The organism is Streptomyces sp. NPDC127595 (genome assembly GCF_042671685.1).
GTDB lineage: Bacteria > Actinomycetota > Actinomycetes > Streptomycetales > Streptomycetaceae > Streptomyces.
Genome location: NZ_JBHXWK010000001.1, coordinates 105,406 through 120,752, shown reverse-complemented (window position 1 = coordinate 120,752; position 15,347 = coordinate 105,406). Strand labels below are relative to the sequence as shown.

The following is a 15,347-nucleotide window of genomic DNA, read 5'->3' as shown; positions in this document are numbered from 1 at the left end:
GTCCCGCCATGGGTACATTGTTCCTGTGACAGGAACACAAGCGCATGAGACGGGCGATGACTGGCAGGACCTGAGGGCCCCGGGCTCGCCGGCCTGGTGGGCGGCGCGCCAGGGCAGGGAGGAGCCGTCCCGGCGCCCGCCCATCACGCTGGACCGCATCGTCGCCGGTGCCCTTGCGTTCATCGACCGCGAGGGACTGGCCGCGTTGAGCATGCGGAATCTGGCCGCCGAGCTGCAGACGGGCACGACGACGCTCTACCGGTATGTCGCCGGCAAGGACGAGGTCCTGGTGCTGGTCGCGGACGCGGTGCTGGGCGAGGCACAGCTCCTGCGTCCCGTGGACGGGCTCGGGTGGCGCGGGGTCCTCGAGGAACTGGCCCGCTCCATGCGGAGGGTGCTGAGCGCCCACCCGAGTGTCGCCACCCTGCACGCCACCGCGATCCCGGTCGGCCCGAACTCGCTGCGCGCCAGGGAGCTGGCCCTCGGCGTGCTGCGCGAGCGCGGCTTCGACCAGGCTCTGGCGGCCGACGTCTACACCGCGCTGGCCCATCAGGTGTTCGCCTCGGTCCTTCAGGAATCGACCAACGACTTCCGCACCGGAGGCCTGGGCGCCTCGAAGAGCCTGACCCTGCGCGACTTCTACCGCTCGTTGCCCGTCGAGCAGTTCCCGCAACTGGTGGAACTCGCCGACGCGCTGACATCGCGTACCAGCACGGAGGAGTTCGAATTCGGACTGCAGTGCTTGCTGGACGGCGTCGAACTGCGGTTGCGGCGGGCCGCCGAACCGGAGAACTGACCACCACCACGGATCGGTTCATCGCTCGTCCTTGTCCGAGGCATCGGGATGTGCGGAGGTCGGCCGGAGGCGCCGAGATCGTCAGGATGCGCCGAGGTGCGTCAGGAGGCGCCGAGATAGAGACGTCCGACCTCGGGGCTGTTGAGGAGCTGGTCGGCGGGGGCGGCCAGCCGGATGGCACCGGCCTCCAGGACGGCACCCTCCTGCGCGAGGGCCAGCCCGGAGCGGGCGTTCTGTTCGACGAGCAGGATGGTCCGCCCGTCGCGGCGGAGTTCGTCGAGGATCCCGAAGATCATCCTGCGTGCCCGTGGTTCCAGGCCGATCGACGGCTCGTCGAAGCAGAGAACGGGAGGGTCGAGCATCATGCTCCGGGCGATCTCCACGGTCTTCTGCTCGCCACCGGACAGGGAGCCCGCCAGGTCGTGACGGCGGCGGGCGACGATCGGGAAACGCTCGGCGACCTCGGTGGCCCGCCGCGCCACGGCGTCGCGGTCGTTGTTGATGTACGCGCCCATGAGGACGTTGTCCCAGACCGACATGGCCGGGAAGAGGCTGCGTTCCTGGGGCACATGGGCGACGCCGTGCCCGAGCATGGCCGAGGGCGAGCAGCCGGTGACCTTCCGCCCGGCGAGCAGGACGTGACCGGCTCGCGGGGCGAGCAGGCCACTGATGACCCGCAGGACCGTGGACTTGCCGGAGCCGTTCGGCCCGATGAGGCAGGTGATCCGGCCCGCGGGCACGTCGAGGTCGAGACCGCGCAGGATGTCACCCTGGCCGTAGCCGGCGACGATGCCGTGCAGCTCCAGCCCTGCGGCCATGGGTCAGTCTCCTAGGTAGGCGTCGAGGACACGGGGGTCGTTCTGAACCTTCTCCGGGGCGGCACAGGCGATGAGGCGACCACGGTCCAGCACGATGACGGGATCGCACAGCCGCATCACGAACGGCATCTCGTGCTCCACGATCAGGAAGGTGACACCCTGCGCGTGCCGTCGGCGAATGTGCTGTTCCATCGCCTCGACCATGACCGGGTTGACCCCGGCGGTGGGTTCGTCGAGCAGCACGAGCAGCGGCTCGGCCATGAGCACCCCGGCGAACTCGAGCAGTTTGCGTTGTCCGTACGACAACTGCGCGGCGGGCTTGCCGGCATGGGCCGCCAGCCCGAACTCGTCGAGAAGCTCCTCGGCGCGCAGCCGGTCCTGACCGGGCACCCGGCGGCGGAGCAGGGCGTGCCAGGGTTGACCGCGGCTGAGCACGATGTTCTCCAGCACCGACAGTCCGGGAAAGACCCGCGCCTGCTGGAAGGTGCGGGCGAGGCCCAGCCGCTGCAGACGGCACGGGTCGGGACGGCGGATCGCGCGCCCGCGGAACGCCAGTTGGCCCGACTCGGCGCGCTGGTAGCCGGTGATCACGTTGAACGCCGTTGTCTTTCCGGAGCCGTTGGGGCCGATGAGGGCGCTCACCGACCCTTCGGCGATCTCGAAGCCGCACTCGTCGAGGGCCCGGATCCCTCCGAACGACTTGGTCAGCCCCTCCACTTTGAGCAGCGCGCTCATCCTTGTCCTCCTCGGGTCGAGACGGGGCCCACCGCCGCCGGGTCACGCCGCGCGTGGGCGCGGTAGGCCGATCGGAGCCGCCGCAGATGCCGGGTGGCCGACGGGACGATCCCGTCCGGGAGGAGGTAGATGACCAGGAGGAACAGAGCGGCGTACGCGATGAGATAGAGCTGGCTCGCCCCGTAGCGGTAGGCGAAGTACTGCTGGGCGGGGACGATCAGAGCCGCGCCGGCGACCGGGCCCCACAAGGTGCGCCGCCCGCCGAGGAACGCCATGAGGACGGCGCCGAGCGAGAGCAGCGGATCGAAGGCGAAGGGCGGATACACGTAGGTGATGTAGTACGCCCACACCGCCCCGAAGCCCGCGGTGAGACCGGCGCTCAGCGCGAAGGCGACCATCTTGACCAGCTCGGTCTGCACACCGAGTCCTCGGGCGCGGTCCTCGTCGTCGCGCACGGCGTTGAGCGCCAGCCCGAGCTTGCTGGTCCGCACCACCCAGCAGACAGCCACGGTCAGTGCGAGCAGGGCGGCCATCGCGTAGTAGAAGGGCCGCTCGAAGGTGGCCACGTCGAACGGCGCGACCGGCACGGGCAGGCCCTCGGAACCCTTTGTCAGACCACGGACGTTGTAGACGAGCGTCGCGACCATGAACATCACCGTGATGCTCAGCACTGCGAAGGCGGCGGCCCGCGTCCGCAGGAGCAGCCGCGCGATCGGCAGTACCGCAAGGGCGGTGGCGGCGACGATCGGGAGGACGAGGAGAAAGGGGCGGTAGCCGTTGCCGACGCCGAGATGCGGGGCTGTGATGGCCATCGCATAGGCCCCGATGCCGAAGAAGGCGCCGTGGCCGAGGGCGGGGTAGCCGGCGTAGCCGCCCAGCAGGTTCCAGGCGCACGCGAGACCCGCGTACATCACCGTGAACACGAGCAGGCTGACCTGCCAGTGGCCGGCGAAGACCAGCGGGAGTACGGCGAGGAAGGCGACGAACGCGGTCGCGCGGACGGCGCTCGCCGGTCGGATTCGCGGTTCCGTGCCGCGTCGCGCCATCAGGCCGCCCCTCGTAGTCGCTGCCCGAACAGGCCCTGCGGTCGGAAGGTGAGCACGGCGAAGAGGACGACGAGGAAGGAGAAGGAGGACCAGTCCGGTGAGATGTTGACGGCCACGACCGATTCGATGACGCCGAGGATGACCGCGGCCACGATGGTTCCCGGGAAGCTCGCCATTCCGCCGAGGACGCCGATGGCCAGGAGCTTGTTCAGCAGGTCGAGTTGGCTGTTGCCGCTGAAGGGAATGACCATGCCGAACACGGCTCCGGCGGCCCCCGCCGCGGCGACTCCCAGCCCCATCGCGATGGCCGAGACCCGTTCCACGTCCACGCCCAGCAACCGGGCGGCGTCCGGATTCTGGGTGGTGGCCCGGAGCGCCCGGCCGAACTTGGTGTACTGGCGGATCAGGTGCAGTGCGCCCAGGACCGCCACCGCGAGGAGGAAGGCGAAGAAGCGCACCGCCGGGACCTGGTAACCGAGGACGGTCCAGGAGTCGTTCGCGTACGAGGTGGCGATGACCCGGGTGTCGGTCTTGTAGAAGAAGTCGAGCACCCCCTGTATCCCGATGCCCAGCGCGAAGAGGACGAGCAGGGAGAGTTCGGCGCCGGATCTGCTGAGCCGGCGCAGCAGGACGATGTGGATGGCGCCGCCGAAGACGAACATGGCCGGCACGAGCACCAGGACGGAAAGGAAGGGGTCGAGCCCGAAGTCCTGGAAGAGGGTGTAGCTGAGGTAGGAGCACATGACCGCGAAGATCGCCTGGGCGAAGTTCACGGTGCGGGTGACCCCGAAGATCATCGCCTGACCGCCGGCGAGCAGTGCGTAGACGCCGCCGATCAGGATTCCCACGATGATGGCCTGCACGAGCAGATGCACGGCTCACCCGCCCCAGGAGGGCTTGGCGATCGGGTCGGCGAGGGCTTCGTCCTTCGGGTACACCGGCGTGAGCCGGCCGTCGATCCACTGCACGACGATGTTCTGGCCCTGGGGAGCGCCGTACGCGTCCCAGCGGAGGTCGCCCACCAAGGTGGGCCAGGTGCCCTCGTGGAGAGCCGAGATGATGGTCTTGTTGTCGACCTTGTTCTCTCGCTCCGCCACCAGTTCGAGGAGCTGGCCGCACGCGAACGCCTCGGCCGCGGCGGAGTCGATGTCCTCCCCCTTGCCTCCGTGCTTCTCCGTGTAGGCCTTGATGAAGTCGGGGGTGCCGGCCGTCTTGGCGGTCGGGAACCAGTCGCCGGTGCTGAAGATCCCCTCCGCGTTGGCCGCTCCGATCTTCGAGGGGAAGGACGGGGAGTTCGGGCCGCCGGTGAAGAACAGGAACTTCGGTGTCCAGCCGGACTGGACCATGCCCTTGACCTCGGCGACCGCGTCGGGGCCACCGGTCCCCGAGACGATGAGGTCGGGCTTCTCCTCGACGAGCCTGGTCACGACGGGGCTGAGGTCGACGGTCTCGGCCGAATAGGTCTTCGAGTACACCGTCTTGACGCCGGCGCGCTCCAGTCGTTCGCGGATCCGGGCGACGATCGGGGAGGTGAACGGGTTGTCGGCCGTCGGGTAGGCACCTGTCTTCGGCCGTTGGTCCGCGGGCAGCGAGAGGATGTACTCGGCGAAGGCGTCACCGGAGTTCACGATCGGCGCGGGCTGGACGAAGAACAAGTTGCGCATTTTCAGGTCGAATACCTGAGGTGCCCCGCCCGAGGGTTCGATGAACGCGTAGTCGAAACGCTTCGCGACTCCCGCCGCCGGGATGGTGAGCAGGCTGGAGAAGGGGCCGAACACCAAATCGACGTGATCGCGGGTGATCAGGTTCTGGTAGTTGGTGACCGCCTGGGTCGGGTTGGACGCATCATCGACGATCTTCAGGCTGACTTTCCGCCCGAGCAGACCGCCCTTCTCGTTGACCGTGTCGGCCCACAGCTCGTACCCCTTCTTCGCCGGTTCGGCGAGTTCGGCGAAGTCGCCCGACAGCGACAGCGACGCCCCGATGACCAAGGGCGAGGAGTCCTCCGAACCCTCCCCTTCCGGGGCGGAGTTCGAGCACGCACACAACATCAACAAAGCCGCCGTCAAGCATGCCGACAGGGCTCGACCAGGCCTTTTCACAGTTCGCACCATGCTCTGCCCGCCATCTTCCAGGTACATCGCTCCCGGTACGGGAACAGTGTTGCCGTGAAGTTACTGCTGTACCCAAACTCGGTCAAGGTGTTCAACAGCCCTTGCAGGGAAGGCGGTCCGCGGAGGCCAGGCGCGAGTGGGCGGCTCCGCCACACGAGGGTTCAGCAGGGCTGGAAGGCCGTGGGGGACGAGAAGCACCGGCCGGCCTTCGGCAGTGAATCCCATCATCTCCCTGGGAGTCTCCTTTGAGTTTGCTGAGAATCCCGCTTTACCTCTTGATGACCCGGAGCTCCCTAGTAGGTTTCTGTGGTCTCTCCAACCGATCCGGATCGGCCCACCCGGCGAAGGAATACCGTCATGACGCGATTAGTCCCTGTCGAAGGCCGACCCGGACGCCGGTATCAACGGTCGCCCGGGCAGTTTCCCGGCGGACGGTCGCGCGATATCGCCCAGCTCGGCCTCGCCCCGTCAGCCGGGGCCGCCGGCGCCACTCCGGGGATGTTCACCATCGGCGCACCCCGTCACCACAACTCACCTACGCTGTAGGGATGTTCGGTGGTCGACGAAGGTCATCAGTACCGAAAGCACCCCCCTTTCCGTCCCGCACGGACGATGTGATTTCCGGCAAGGCAAAGGAAGGCTGCCGTTCACTGCCGTCAAGAGCGGACCTCGTTCTTTTCTCAGTCAGTCCATTCCGAATAATCAGTCAGTCCATTCCGAATAAGGAGCACGATGTCCTCCCGCCACTCCAATCGACCTGACGACGCCGCGTCTCAGGACTCCGGACCTGCCCGCGTGTGGACGCGCCGGACCCTGTTCCGGGGAACCACCGCGGCCGCCGGACTGGCCACTGTCGGAGGCGCCCCCGCCTACGCGGCCTCGACGAGCGCGCAGGTCTCCGATGCCGAGGCGGCTCCGGCAGGCGTCACGCTCAAGGTCTTGGTCAATACGCCGCATCTCGCCACGTACAACAACGTCCTGGCCCCCCGTTGGGAGCAGCAGACCGGTGGCAAGCTGGTGGCGACGGCGGTCCCCTACGACCAGTTGATCGCCGCGCAGATAGCGGACGCGCAGAGCGGGACCGGCGAGTACGACATCTTCGACTACTTCTACTACGGGCTGGGATCGCTGGTGGAGGCCGATGCTCTGGTCGACATCACCAGATGGATCGCCCGGCACAAGGAACTCAAGACCCGCGACTACCTGCCGTCCGTCTACGACGCGTACACCCTTTACGAGGGCCGGCGCTACGGCCTGCCGTTCGACGGCTGCCAGCACCTCGTCTACTACAACACCGAACTCCTCGACCGGTACGACCTCCAGCCGCCGACGACCTGGGACGAGTACGACGCCGCGGCCAAGAAGATCACCCAGGGCGGCGGTGGCGAGTACTACGGGGCCGCCGTGCAGGGCCAGCCGGCCGCACTGCTCCTGGGCTGCGCCTTCATCAACCGGCTCGTCGGGTACGGAGGCAGCCTCGTCAGCGCCTCCGGCAGGCCGACCCTGACCACCGACGCCGCGCTGGCCGCTGCCGAGCACCTGATCGACATCAATCAGTACGCGCTGCCCACACCGCTGACCACCGGCTTCTCCACCGCGAACAACGCCTATCTCAACGGCCAGGTCGCGATGATCGAGACCTGGACGGGCATGGCCCAGCGGGTCGCCGACCCCGCCCTGTCGAAGATCTCCGACAAGTGGGGCGCGGTCGCCATCCCGGTGGGCGGGAACAACACGACGCACCGTACGCCGCTCAACAACGGCTACGGCCTCGGTGTGTCGACCGCCTCCAAGCACCAGGCCGAGGCCTTGGCGTTCGCGGCGTGGGCGACCAGCCCCGAGGAGGTGCTCGTACAGGCGACCACGCCGAACAGCGCCATCGACCCCAACCGCACGAGCGTCCTGTACGACCCCTCCTACGCGGCGGCCACTCCGAGCGCCTTCGATCTCATCCGCGACGGCCTGGACGTCTACGCTCCCGCTGCCTGGCCCAAGGACGCCGCCGCGCCGCAGAACCTGCAGTTGCTGTGCGACCAACTCGCCCTGGCCGTCTCGGGCGAGCAGACCGCCAAAACGGCACTGCGGAACGCGCAGGCCGCCTGGGAATGGTGAGGTGAGCATCGGTCGTACGGCTGAGCAAGGTCTACACGCGTATCAGCCCGTGAAGACCCGTCCGACGTGAGAGGGGTCTACACGTCAGCCCGGGGACGCATCTGACGTGAGAGGGGTCTACACGTCAGCCCGGGGACCCATCTGACGTAAGAGGGGTCTTCACGAGCGTCAGCCCGTGAAGACCCCTCAGTCGTATGCCGGTTCGGTCAGCCGACGCCGACGCCGAACAGGTGCGTGTTTACACTCTTCGGCAGCGTGACCGACGCGATCCGCTTGCCCTCGGGTGCCTCGAAGGGCGCGGTGGCGAAGACGTACGCTGGACCGGCATGGCCCGGATTGCGGTACTCGGTCTTGGCCACCACGGTGTTGTCGAAGACGGGTTGGGAACCGCCGCCCGGATACACCCAGTCGCCGAACGACAGGTCGGCCTGCTCCGTACTGCCGTCGGTAAAGGTGACCGTGGCTGTCGTCCGTACGTCCCCGTAGATCGCCGCGCCCACGAACACCAGCCGTTGCGCGTCCGCGAGGTCGATGGTCTGACCGTCCGCGTAGAGGTGGTCGGGGCGGCCGGGCGGGGAGTCCGGCCAGGTGAACGTGGTGCCCGAAACCTCCACCTGGGCACCGGAGTTCAGCCCTGCGGCGGCCAGCGCCTGACGGGAGTAACTGCCGCCGGAGCGGTCGAAGTCGCCCTGCGAGGTGTCGGTGTCGCTGGAGACGGCGGTGGCGTTGTAGGCGGCCGCGAAGCTTCCCTCGGCGGCGACCTGGACGTAGACGGTCTGCTTGACCGCCGGGCCCCTGCCGCCACGCACGGTCACCGGGATCTCGTAGAACCCGTTGGGCGTGTCCGGCCCCGCGGTGGCGGTGAATTCGACGCTGCCGGAACCGCTGCTCCTGTCCAGCGTCAGCGTCTTCCTCTCCGCGCTCAGGCTCACTCCTTCCGGTGCCTCGGCGGTCACGGTGAGCTTGCGGTCCTGCCCGCTCAGCCGCTGCCCGTCCACGGCGAACGTCCCGGACTGGCCGGGCGCGACGGTGACCTGGTTGGGCGCGGCGCTCGCGAGGAAGCCTTCCTCGCCCTCCCGGTACGACGGCGGCGCGGCCTTCGCGGAGGTCGCCCAGGTGGTGTCCGGGGTGTCACTCAGCTTGAAGTCCAGCCTGGCGCCCTTGCGTACGACGTTCTGCGGCAGGTAAGTGCGCTCCCAGTCGGAGCCGTTGAGCTTGAGGTCGTGGACGTACTGGTTGTCCGCGGACGCCCCCGGCGCGCGGAGGTCGATCGTGTTCTTGCCGGGCAGATCGAGCACCGCGCGCTCGAACAGCGGGCTGTGCACGGTGAGATCGGAGGTGCCGGGCGTCGCGGGGTACAGGCCGAGGGCGGCCCACACGTACCAGGCGGACTGCGCGCCCAGGTCGTCGTTCCCGGGTTCGCCGTCGGGCGTGGGTCCGAAGAGCGTGGTGGCGACCTCGCGGACCGTCTCCTGCGTCTTCCAGGGTTCGCCGAGGTAGTTGTAGGCCCACGGCACCGCGAAGTTGGGCTCGTTGCCTGCCCACATGTAGGGCTCGTTGGGACCGGCGTTGAGCTTGGTCAGGAAGGTGTCGAGCCGGTCGGACGCCACCTCGCGGCCACCCATGGCGGTGGTGAGACCGGCCATGTTCTGCGGTACGAGCCAGTTGTACTGGGCGGCGTTGCCCTCGTCGAAGCCGCTCTGTCCGATCCCGGAGGTCGGGGCCTGGAAAGCGGGGCCGTCGGGGAAGAGCCCCTCCTCGGTGCGCGGCTGCAGGTAGTCGGTCGACGCGTTGAAGATGTTCTGCCAGTTCTGGCCGCGCCGGGTGAACTCGGCGGCCGTGTCGTCGTCGCCCACGGCCTCGGCGAGCTGCCCGATCGCGAAGTCGTCGATCGACCATTCAAGGGTGATGGAGGCACCGACGCGCTGGTGGTCGCCGCGCGCGGAGTCGTTGTTGGGCAGGTAGCCGAGGTCGACGTAACTCTCGATGCCTGGGCGCTCCTTGTACGCCCCGGGCGTCTCGTCCACCGTCGTCGCGCCCTTGACGAGGTACTTCAACGCCGTTTCCACGTCGAAGTCGCGTGCCCCGTAGGCGTACAACGCGGCTACCAGTGGTACGGAGTTGTCGCCGGTCATCTGGCTGGTGAACTGGTTGGCCATCGGCCAGCGGGGCCACCAGCCGCTCTGTTCGGCGTCGTTGACGAGCGACTGCGCCATGTCGCTCGCCTCTTCGGGAAAGAGCATGGCCTGGAGCGGCGCCAGCGAGCGGTAGGTGTCCCAGTCGGAGAAGTTCGCGTACTGCGTACGGCCCTTGGGCAGCGTGCGGATCTGGTCGTCGAAGCCGATGTAGCGGCCGTCGACGTCGTTGAAGGTGTTCGGGTGCATCAACGAGTGGTAGAGCGAGGTGTAGAAGGTCTTCAGCTCACCCTCGTTCCGGCCTGCCACCCGCACCTTGCGCAGCGTGTCGGTCCACTGGTCGCGGGTCTGCTGCGCGACCGCGCCGAGGTCCCAACCGGGTATCTCCGCCGCCATGTTGGCCTGCGCCCCGGCCACGCTCACATAGCTCATCGCCACCTTCGCCTGCACGGTGCGGTCCTCCCCGGCCGCCGTGTCGAAGGTCAGATAGGCGCCGGCCCGCTTCGCGTCCACCGTGTCGCTGCCCGGCTGGACCGTGGAGCCGTCCCAGGTGCCGTGGGCGGTGAACGGCTGGTCGAAGGTGATCGAGTAGTACAGCGTGTACGTATTGGACTTGCCGCAGAAGTGCCCTGTCGTGGCGGAGCCGGTGACCTGGTTGTCGCCGACGATCCTCATGTCGGCCGCGTCGTTCCCGCCGAGGCTCGCGCCGCCCTTGACCAGTACCTGGGCCGCGTCCGTGGCCGGGAAGGTGAAGGAGGCGAGCCCGGTCCGGGTCGTCGCGGCCAACTCGGCCCGTACGTCGGAGTCCTGCAGCGTCACCGCGTAGTAGCCGGGCTCCGCCTCCTCGGCGTCGTGCGAGTACTTCTCGGTGCGGTCCCAGGGCGCGGAGCCGACGTCGCCCACCACGGGCAGGATCGGCACATCGCCGAAGGCGCTGCATCCGACGGAGGCGTGATCGAGGCTGAAGCCGCGGATCCGGTCGTTGTGGTACTGGTACCCGGCGTAGCTGTTCTGGGTGTCGGGAGAGAACTGCATCATCCCGAACGGCGCCGCGGGGCCGGGGAAGTTGTTGATCTCACCGAACGAACTGCCGCTCAGGCCGGTGCCGATGAACGGATCGACATAGTCGGCGGGGTCGTCGACGAGAGCGGCTGCCCCGACGGCTGCCGACAACGTTGTCGGGGTGGCCTCGGCCGTTGTGGCGAGGCTCAAAAAGAGTGCCGTCGCGGCGGCAACGGCACTCAGGGAGTGGCGGATTCTTCGACGTCTCACGGGGAGGTCTCCGGGGGTGGGGGGCTGCGCGGGGACAGCGCCACTGTCCCGGCGTGATCGTTCCCGAGTCAACCCCTGCGACAGGCACGGCCGTCGGGCCGCCCCTCACGCGAGCTTCCCGGATATGAATCGACAAATAGACAGCCACGCCCTGTCGCCACCGCCCCATTGAGGAGCGGGACTTGATAAGGCATCAACACCCTCCGGAATTCGAGCTATTGACGGTCAGTCAAGTGTTCGTACGGTGATACGATCTGCGCACTTGCGGAGTGGGCAGATGGGTGTAAAACGACATCTCCGACTACGGGGACAGTCCGGGCGGCAACTCCGACGCCGGCAGTCCACCGGTCCACCGCATTGACGGAAATTCAGCAGCTGGCCGTCAGTCGCCTGAAGAGAGTCTTATGACGCATTACATACAGAACCCGATATTCTGGGCTCTCCTTCTCGTCTTCCTTGCCGCATTCGCCGTCATTGTTGTCCAACGCAGGGCGGCACGGGATTCGCGGCGGGAGATGGAAGAGCTGAGAGCTCGCCACTCCGAGCGAGAAAAAGATTACTCGCAATCCATTCTGGATTCCCAGGAGCAAGCCCAGGAGCAGGCCCAGGAAGAAATCCGAACAGTCCTCAAGTCCGCCATGCGGACACTCCAGGTAACCGCAGCTGAGCAGCAGAAAATCATCTCTCAGCTTCAGGAGAAATACGGGGACTCCGTAATTCTCCAGGACCTCCTGGAGATCGACCACACGAACTCACAGTTCGGCCGGCGCGCTCAGTCCATCGCCGTACTGTGCGGCGGCTGGCTGGGGAACCGGCGCGAGGTCGCCTCGGTCTACGACGTGGTCCGCAGTGCACAGGGAAGAATCCGCCACTTCCGGCGGGTGGACATTCTCTCGCAGGTCGACTTCGGCGTCACCAGCCGAGCCGTCGAACCCGTGGCACTGGCTCTCGCGGAACTCCTCGACAACGCCACGAGCTACTCCAGCCCGGACACCGTTGTCGAGATCAACATTCGTACCGTGCCCAAGGGGATCTGCATCGTCGTCGACGACGCCGGTGTCGGTATGAATGACGAGGAGAGGGCCCGGGCCGCGAAACTCCTGTCGAGTGAGCGGGTTTCCGGTGTTTCGGGACTCGGCAACCCTCCGCAGTTCGGTTTCGCCGTGATCGGCGTGCTCTGCGAGCGCTTCGGCTTCGAGGTATCCGTGGATTCCTCGTCCCCCTACGGGGGCGTGCGCTCGATTCTCCTGCTGCCGCACGAGCTGCTCGCCGGCATGCCGGAGCCGAAGGCTCAGCCGCCCGCCGTCCCCGTGGCCACGGTGTCGGGTCCGATCGGAACCGAACCCACCCTGTCCGTGTCCTCGACCGCCGACGGTCTGCCGAGGCGACGCCGCAAGCGGCCGATGGCCGTCGTGCCGGGCACCGCAACAGCGTCCGGCACCTCGACCCGCTCCGGCGCGGAGCGGGCAGCGATCTTCGGGGCCTTCCAACGAGGCACGACGTCCGGTCGAGACGCCGATCCGGACGCGACGGATCAGACGAGCGGCACACGTGGTGCAAGCAGCGAAGGACATGAGGTCTCGTGAACGACGATTCTGATCTGGCATGGATGCTCGACAGCGCCCTGGAGATACCCGGGGCCGTGCATGCGGTGCTGATTTCCGCCGATGGTCTGTTGATGACCCGGACAAAGGATCTCGACAGGGACGACGCGGACAGAGTTGCCGCCGCGATGAGCAGCATGCAGTCGCTCAGCCGCGCACTCGCGTTCTTCTGCGCCCACCCGCAGCAGCAGTGGCGGCAGACGCTGGTCGAGTTCGACGGCGGCTGGGTCTTCCTGATCTCCGCCGGACCGGGCGCCTATCTCGCGGTCTCGGCCTCCCCCGACGTCGACATGGCGGACATCACGTTCCGGATGCAGCAGCTCGTCAGCCAGCTGGGCAAGGCGCTGACGACGCCGCCTCGCGCGGACCTCGGCGCCCCCTCATGAGGCGGCACGACGAAGGGGAGTTCGAGGCAGGGGAGTTGGTGCGACCCTACGTCGTCACCAAAGGTCGCGGCCTCCCCGACGAGGCGAAGCTCTCGCTGATCACCCTGGTCACGGCGGTGGCCGACCACAACCAGCGGCCGACCCGGCTCTCTCCCGAGGAGCAACGGCTGCTGGACATCGCCGCCGTCGGTTATCTGTCGGTCGCCGAGGTCGCGGGGCACACGCAGTTACCCCTGGGAGTGGTGCGGATCGTTCTCTCCTCTCTCATCGAGGGGGGCTACCTCATCGCCCGGCCGCCCGTGGAACGTGCTGCCCTGGCTGACCAACAGATCCTTCAGGAGGTGCTGAATGGTCTCCGTTCAAGGTTTGGATGAACAGGCCTACGTCCGTGACGGGGCGACGCAGACCGCGGTGAAAATCCTGGTCGTCGGGCATTTCGCGGTGGGCAAGACCACCTTCATCGGGTCGATATCGGAGATCGTTCCGCTGTCCACCGAGGAGACGATGACGCGGGCCGCGGAAACGGTCGACGACCTCAAGGGCGTCCAGGGCAAGACGACCACGACGGTCGCCATGGACTTCGGCCGCCTGACCATCAGCGATCGGGTCGTCCTCTATCTCTTCGGAACGCCCGGCCAGCAGCGTTTCGTTCAGATGTGGGAGGACATGGCGCGGGGCGCGCTGGGAGCGCTGGTGCTGGTCGACCCCGATCGGCTCGCGGATTCCTTCCCCGTGATCGACCTGATCGAGCAGTACGGACTCGACTACGCCATCGCCGTGAACCAGTTCACCGGTGTGCCGGCCCGTGACGAGCACGCACTGCGCGAGGCACTGGACCTTCTCGACGACACCCCGGTCGTCACCTGCGACGCGCGGGACGAGAAATCGTCGGCCGAAGCACTGATCACACTCGTCCGCCACTTGCAGGACCGTGCCCTCTAGGAGCAGAGATGGACGCTCAATCCGCCGCACCCGTGCCCCCGCCCGGATGCCCGGCCCATAATTCCGGCGGCCGTGTGCCGCTGTACGGGCCGGAGTTCGCGGCCGATCCGCAGGCGTACTACGAGTTCATGCGCCACTACGGACCGACCGCGCCTGTGGAGCTGGCACCGGGGGTCGAGGCGACCCTCGTCACGGACTACGCGGCAGCCCTGCAGCTACTGCAGGACTCCAGTTCGTTCCGCAAGGACGCCCGCCGCTGGCGGGACTTCAACGACGGCAAAATCCATCCGGACAGCCCGGTCGCACCGCTGCTCGCGTACCGGCCCAACTGCATGTTCAGCGACGGCGCCGAGCATCTGCGCCTGCGCCAGGCTGTCACCGACAGCATGGCGCGCGTGGACTCCCGCCGGCTGGCCCGGAGCACCACACAGGTGTCGGACTACCTCATGGCCCAGTTCAGCGCTCGTGGTTCGGCCGACTTGATCAGCGACTACGCCAAGCAGGTGCCGCTGTTCGTGTTCAACGAACTCTTCGGCTGCCCCGCCGAGATCGGCGACCGGGTTCTCTTCGGTATCTCCGGCATGTTCGACGGCGTCAATGCCGAGAAAGCGGCCGGGGTGCTCTTCCAGGCCGTGGGCGAACTGGTCACGCTCAAGCGGGCCAGGCCCGGAGACGACGTCACCTCGTGGCTGATGCAGCACGAGGCAGCGCTTACCGACGAGGAAATGGTCTATCAGGTCGCGCTGCTCCTGTCCGCGGGGACCGAACCGCTGCGGAACCTTGTCGGCAACACCCTGCACCGCCTGCTCACCCACGACAAGTACGCCCACTCCGGCGGCCTGATCGAGGAAGCCCTCGAAGACACGCTGTGGGAAAACCCGCCCATGTCGAACTTCGCGCCGCACTACCCGGCATCCGACATGGAGTTCGCCGGGGGGAGGCTCGCGGCAGGCGATCTGGTGATGGTCAGTTTCGCGGCCGCCAACACCGGACCGGCGCTCTCGGCCGCACGTCAGGCGGGCAGCAGCCGGGCCCACCTGGCGTGGAGTGCGGGTTCGCATGCGTGCCCGTCCAAGGATCCCGCCATGCACATCACCGTCACCGCCATCGAGAACCTGCTCAACCGGCTGCCCGACACCCGGCTCACCGTGCCGGAGGACAGCCTGACCTGGCGGCCCGGCCCCTTCAACCGCGCGCTGGCCACACTCCCCACCCGTTTCACCCCGGTTCAGCCGGCGCGGCAGACAACCCCGGCGTCCCGGACCGAGGCGCCCGCGCGCGACAATGACGTCGCCGCGGCCCGCAAGCCGGAACGCTCAGGGTGGAGCGGGTTCCTGTCCTGGTTGCGGGGGTGACGTACCCGGCGACCGTCAACTCCCCATGACCG

Annotated in this window: 13 protein-coding genes; 7 read left to right on the top strand and 6 right to left on the bottom strand. The window is 67.7% G+C overall.

Going from position 1 to position 15,347, the window contains the following annotated elements; genetic code table 11:
- Positions 1-25: 25 nt before the first annotated feature.
- Positions 26-796, top strand: a complete 771-nt coding sequence (locus tag ACFVKT_RS00530; protein ID WP_385726042.1) for a TetR/AcrR family transcriptional regulator — start codon at positions 26-28, stop codon at positions 794-796.
- Positions 797-897: 101 nt separating this feature from the next.
- Here ACFVKT_RS00530 and ACFVKT_RS00525 read toward each other — a convergent pair whose 3' ends face one another.
- From ACFVKT_RS00525 to ACFVKT_RS00505, 5 genes are read right to left on the bottom strand one after another with little or no spacing between them, the layout of a single operon-like run.
- Positions 898-1,614, bottom strand: coding sequence for an ABC transporter ATP-binding protein (locus tag ACFVKT_RS00525; RefSeq protein WP_385726040.1), 717 nt, complete (start codon positions 1,612-1,614; stop codon positions 898-900).
- 3 nt (positions 1,615-1,617) lie between these two features.
- Positions 1,618-2,349 (bottom strand): ABC transporter ATP-binding protein, encoded by a 732-nt coding sequence (locus tag ACFVKT_RS00520; RefSeq protein ID WP_385726038.1) that lies wholly within the window; start codon positions 2,347-2,349, stop codon positions 1,618-1,620.
- The gene (locus tag ACFVKT_RS00515) at positions 2,346-3,395 is read right to left on the bottom strand and encodes a branched-chain amino acid ABC transporter permease (protein ID WP_385726036.1); all 1,050 of its coding nucleotides are present in this window, start codon (positions 3,393-3,395) and stop codon (positions 2,346-2,348) included. Before ACFVKT_RS00515 ends, ACFVKT_RS00520 begins: the two co-directional genes overlap by 4 nt.
- A complete protein-coding gene (locus ACFVKT_RS00510) occupies positions 3,395-4,270 on the bottom strand; it encodes a branched-chain amino acid ABC transporter permease (protein ID WP_385726034.1) in 876 nt (291 codons plus the stop codon). Before ACFVKT_RS00510 ends, ACFVKT_RS00515 begins: the two co-directional genes overlap by 1 nt.
- A gap of 3 nt (positions 4,271-4,273) precedes the next feature.
- Positions 4,274-5,386, bottom strand: a complete 1,113-nt coding sequence (locus tag ACFVKT_RS00505; RefSeq protein ID WP_385726032.1) for an amino acid ABC transporter substrate-binding protein — start codon at positions 5,384-5,386, stop codon at positions 4,274-4,276.
- 855 nt (positions 5,387-6,241) lie between these two features.
- Here ACFVKT_RS00505 and ACFVKT_RS00500 point away from each other — a divergent pair.
- On the top strand, positions 6,242-7,621 hold the full coding sequence (locus ACFVKT_RS00500; RefSeq protein ID WP_385726030.1) for an extracellular solute-binding protein: 1,380 nt from the start codon (positions 6,242-6,244) through the stop codon (positions 7,619-7,621).
- A gap of 206 nt (positions 7,622-7,827) precedes the next feature.
- Here the strand turns inward: ACFVKT_RS00500 and ACFVKT_RS00495 are convergent, their stop codons facing one another.
- Complete coding sequence (locus ACFVKT_RS00495; protein WP_385726028.1) at positions 7,828-11,028, bottom strand: GH92 family glycosyl hydrolase; 3,201 nt, start codon at positions 11,026-11,028, stop codon at positions 7,828-7,830.
- 404 nt (positions 11,029-11,432) lie between these two features.
- On the opposite strand from ACFVKT_RS00495, the gene ACFVKT_RS00490 reads away from it, so the two are divergent.
- Genes ACFVKT_RS00490 through ACFVKT_RS00470 form a run of 5 tightly spaced genes read left to right on the top strand, consistent with a single transcriptional unit; the run spans position 11,433 to position 15,315 of the window.
- A complete protein-coding gene (locus tag ACFVKT_RS00490) occupies positions 11,433-12,614 on the top strand; it encodes an ATP-binding protein (protein ID WP_385726026.1) in 1,182 nt (393 codons plus the stop codon).
- Positions 12,611-13,018: a roadblock/LC7 domain-containing protein gene (locus ACFVKT_RS00485; protein WP_384393235.1), complete on the top strand. Its 408-nt coding sequence runs from the start codon at positions 12,611-12,613 to the stop codon at positions 13,016-13,018. Before ACFVKT_RS00490 ends, ACFVKT_RS00485 begins: the two co-directional genes overlap by 4 nt.
- A complete protein-coding gene (locus ACFVKT_RS00480) occupies positions 13,015-13,392 on the top strand; it encodes a DUF742 domain-containing protein (protein ID WP_385726024.1) in 378 nt (125 codons plus the stop codon). The genes ACFVKT_RS00485 and ACFVKT_RS00480 overlap by 4 nt, the downstream gene beginning before the upstream one ends.
- On the top strand, positions 13,367-13,960 hold the full coding sequence (locus tag ACFVKT_RS00475) for an ATP/GTP-binding protein (protein WP_385726022.1): 594 nt from the start codon (positions 13,367-13,369) through the stop codon (positions 13,958-13,960). The genes ACFVKT_RS00480 and ACFVKT_RS00475 overlap by 26 nt, the downstream gene beginning before the upstream one ends.
- Before the next feature lie 8 nt (positions 13,961-13,968).
- Complete coding sequence (locus tag ACFVKT_RS00470; RefSeq protein WP_385726020.1) at positions 13,969-15,315, top strand: cytochrome P450; 1,347 nt, start codon at positions 13,969-13,971, stop codon at positions 15,313-15,315.
- The last annotated feature ends 32 nt before the right edge of the window (positions 15,316-15,347 follow it).

Excerpts from the sequence above, each read along its gene's own strand:
- ACFVKT_RS00525 (WP_385726040.1), bottom strand. The coding sequence starts at position 1,614 with ATGGCCGCAGGGCTGGAGCTGCACGGCATCGTCGCCGGCTACGGCCAG.
- ACFVKT_RS00520 (WP_385726038.1), bottom strand. The coding sequence starts at position 2,349 with ATGAGCGCGCTGCTCAAAGTGGAGGGGCTGACCAAGTCGTTCGGAGGG.
- ACFVKT_RS00515 (WP_385726036.1), bottom strand. The coding sequence starts at position 3,395 with ATGGCGCGACGCGGCACGGAACCGCGAATCCGACCGGCGAGCGCCGTC.
- ACFVKT_RS00500 (WP_385726030.1), top strand. The coding sequence starts at position 6,242 with ATGTCCTCCCGCCACTCCAATCGACCTGACGACGCCGCGTCTCAGGAC.
- ACFVKT_RS00490 (WP_385726026.1), top strand. The coding sequence starts at position 11,433 with ATGACGCATTACATACAGAACCCGATATTCTGGGCTCTCCTTCTCGTC.
- ACFVKT_RS00480 (WP_385726024.1), top strand. The coding sequence starts at position 13,015 with ATGAGGCGGCACGACGAAGGGGAGTTCGAGGCAGGGGAGTTGGTGCGA.
- ACFVKT_RS00475 (WP_385726022.1), top strand. The coding sequence starts at position 13,367 with ATGGTCTCCGTTCAAGGTTTGGATGAACAGGCCTACGTCCGTGACGGG.
- ACFVKT_RS00470 (WP_385726020.1), top strand. The coding sequence starts at position 13,969 with ATGGACGCTCAATCCGCCGCACCCGTGCCCCCGCCCGGATGCCCGGCC.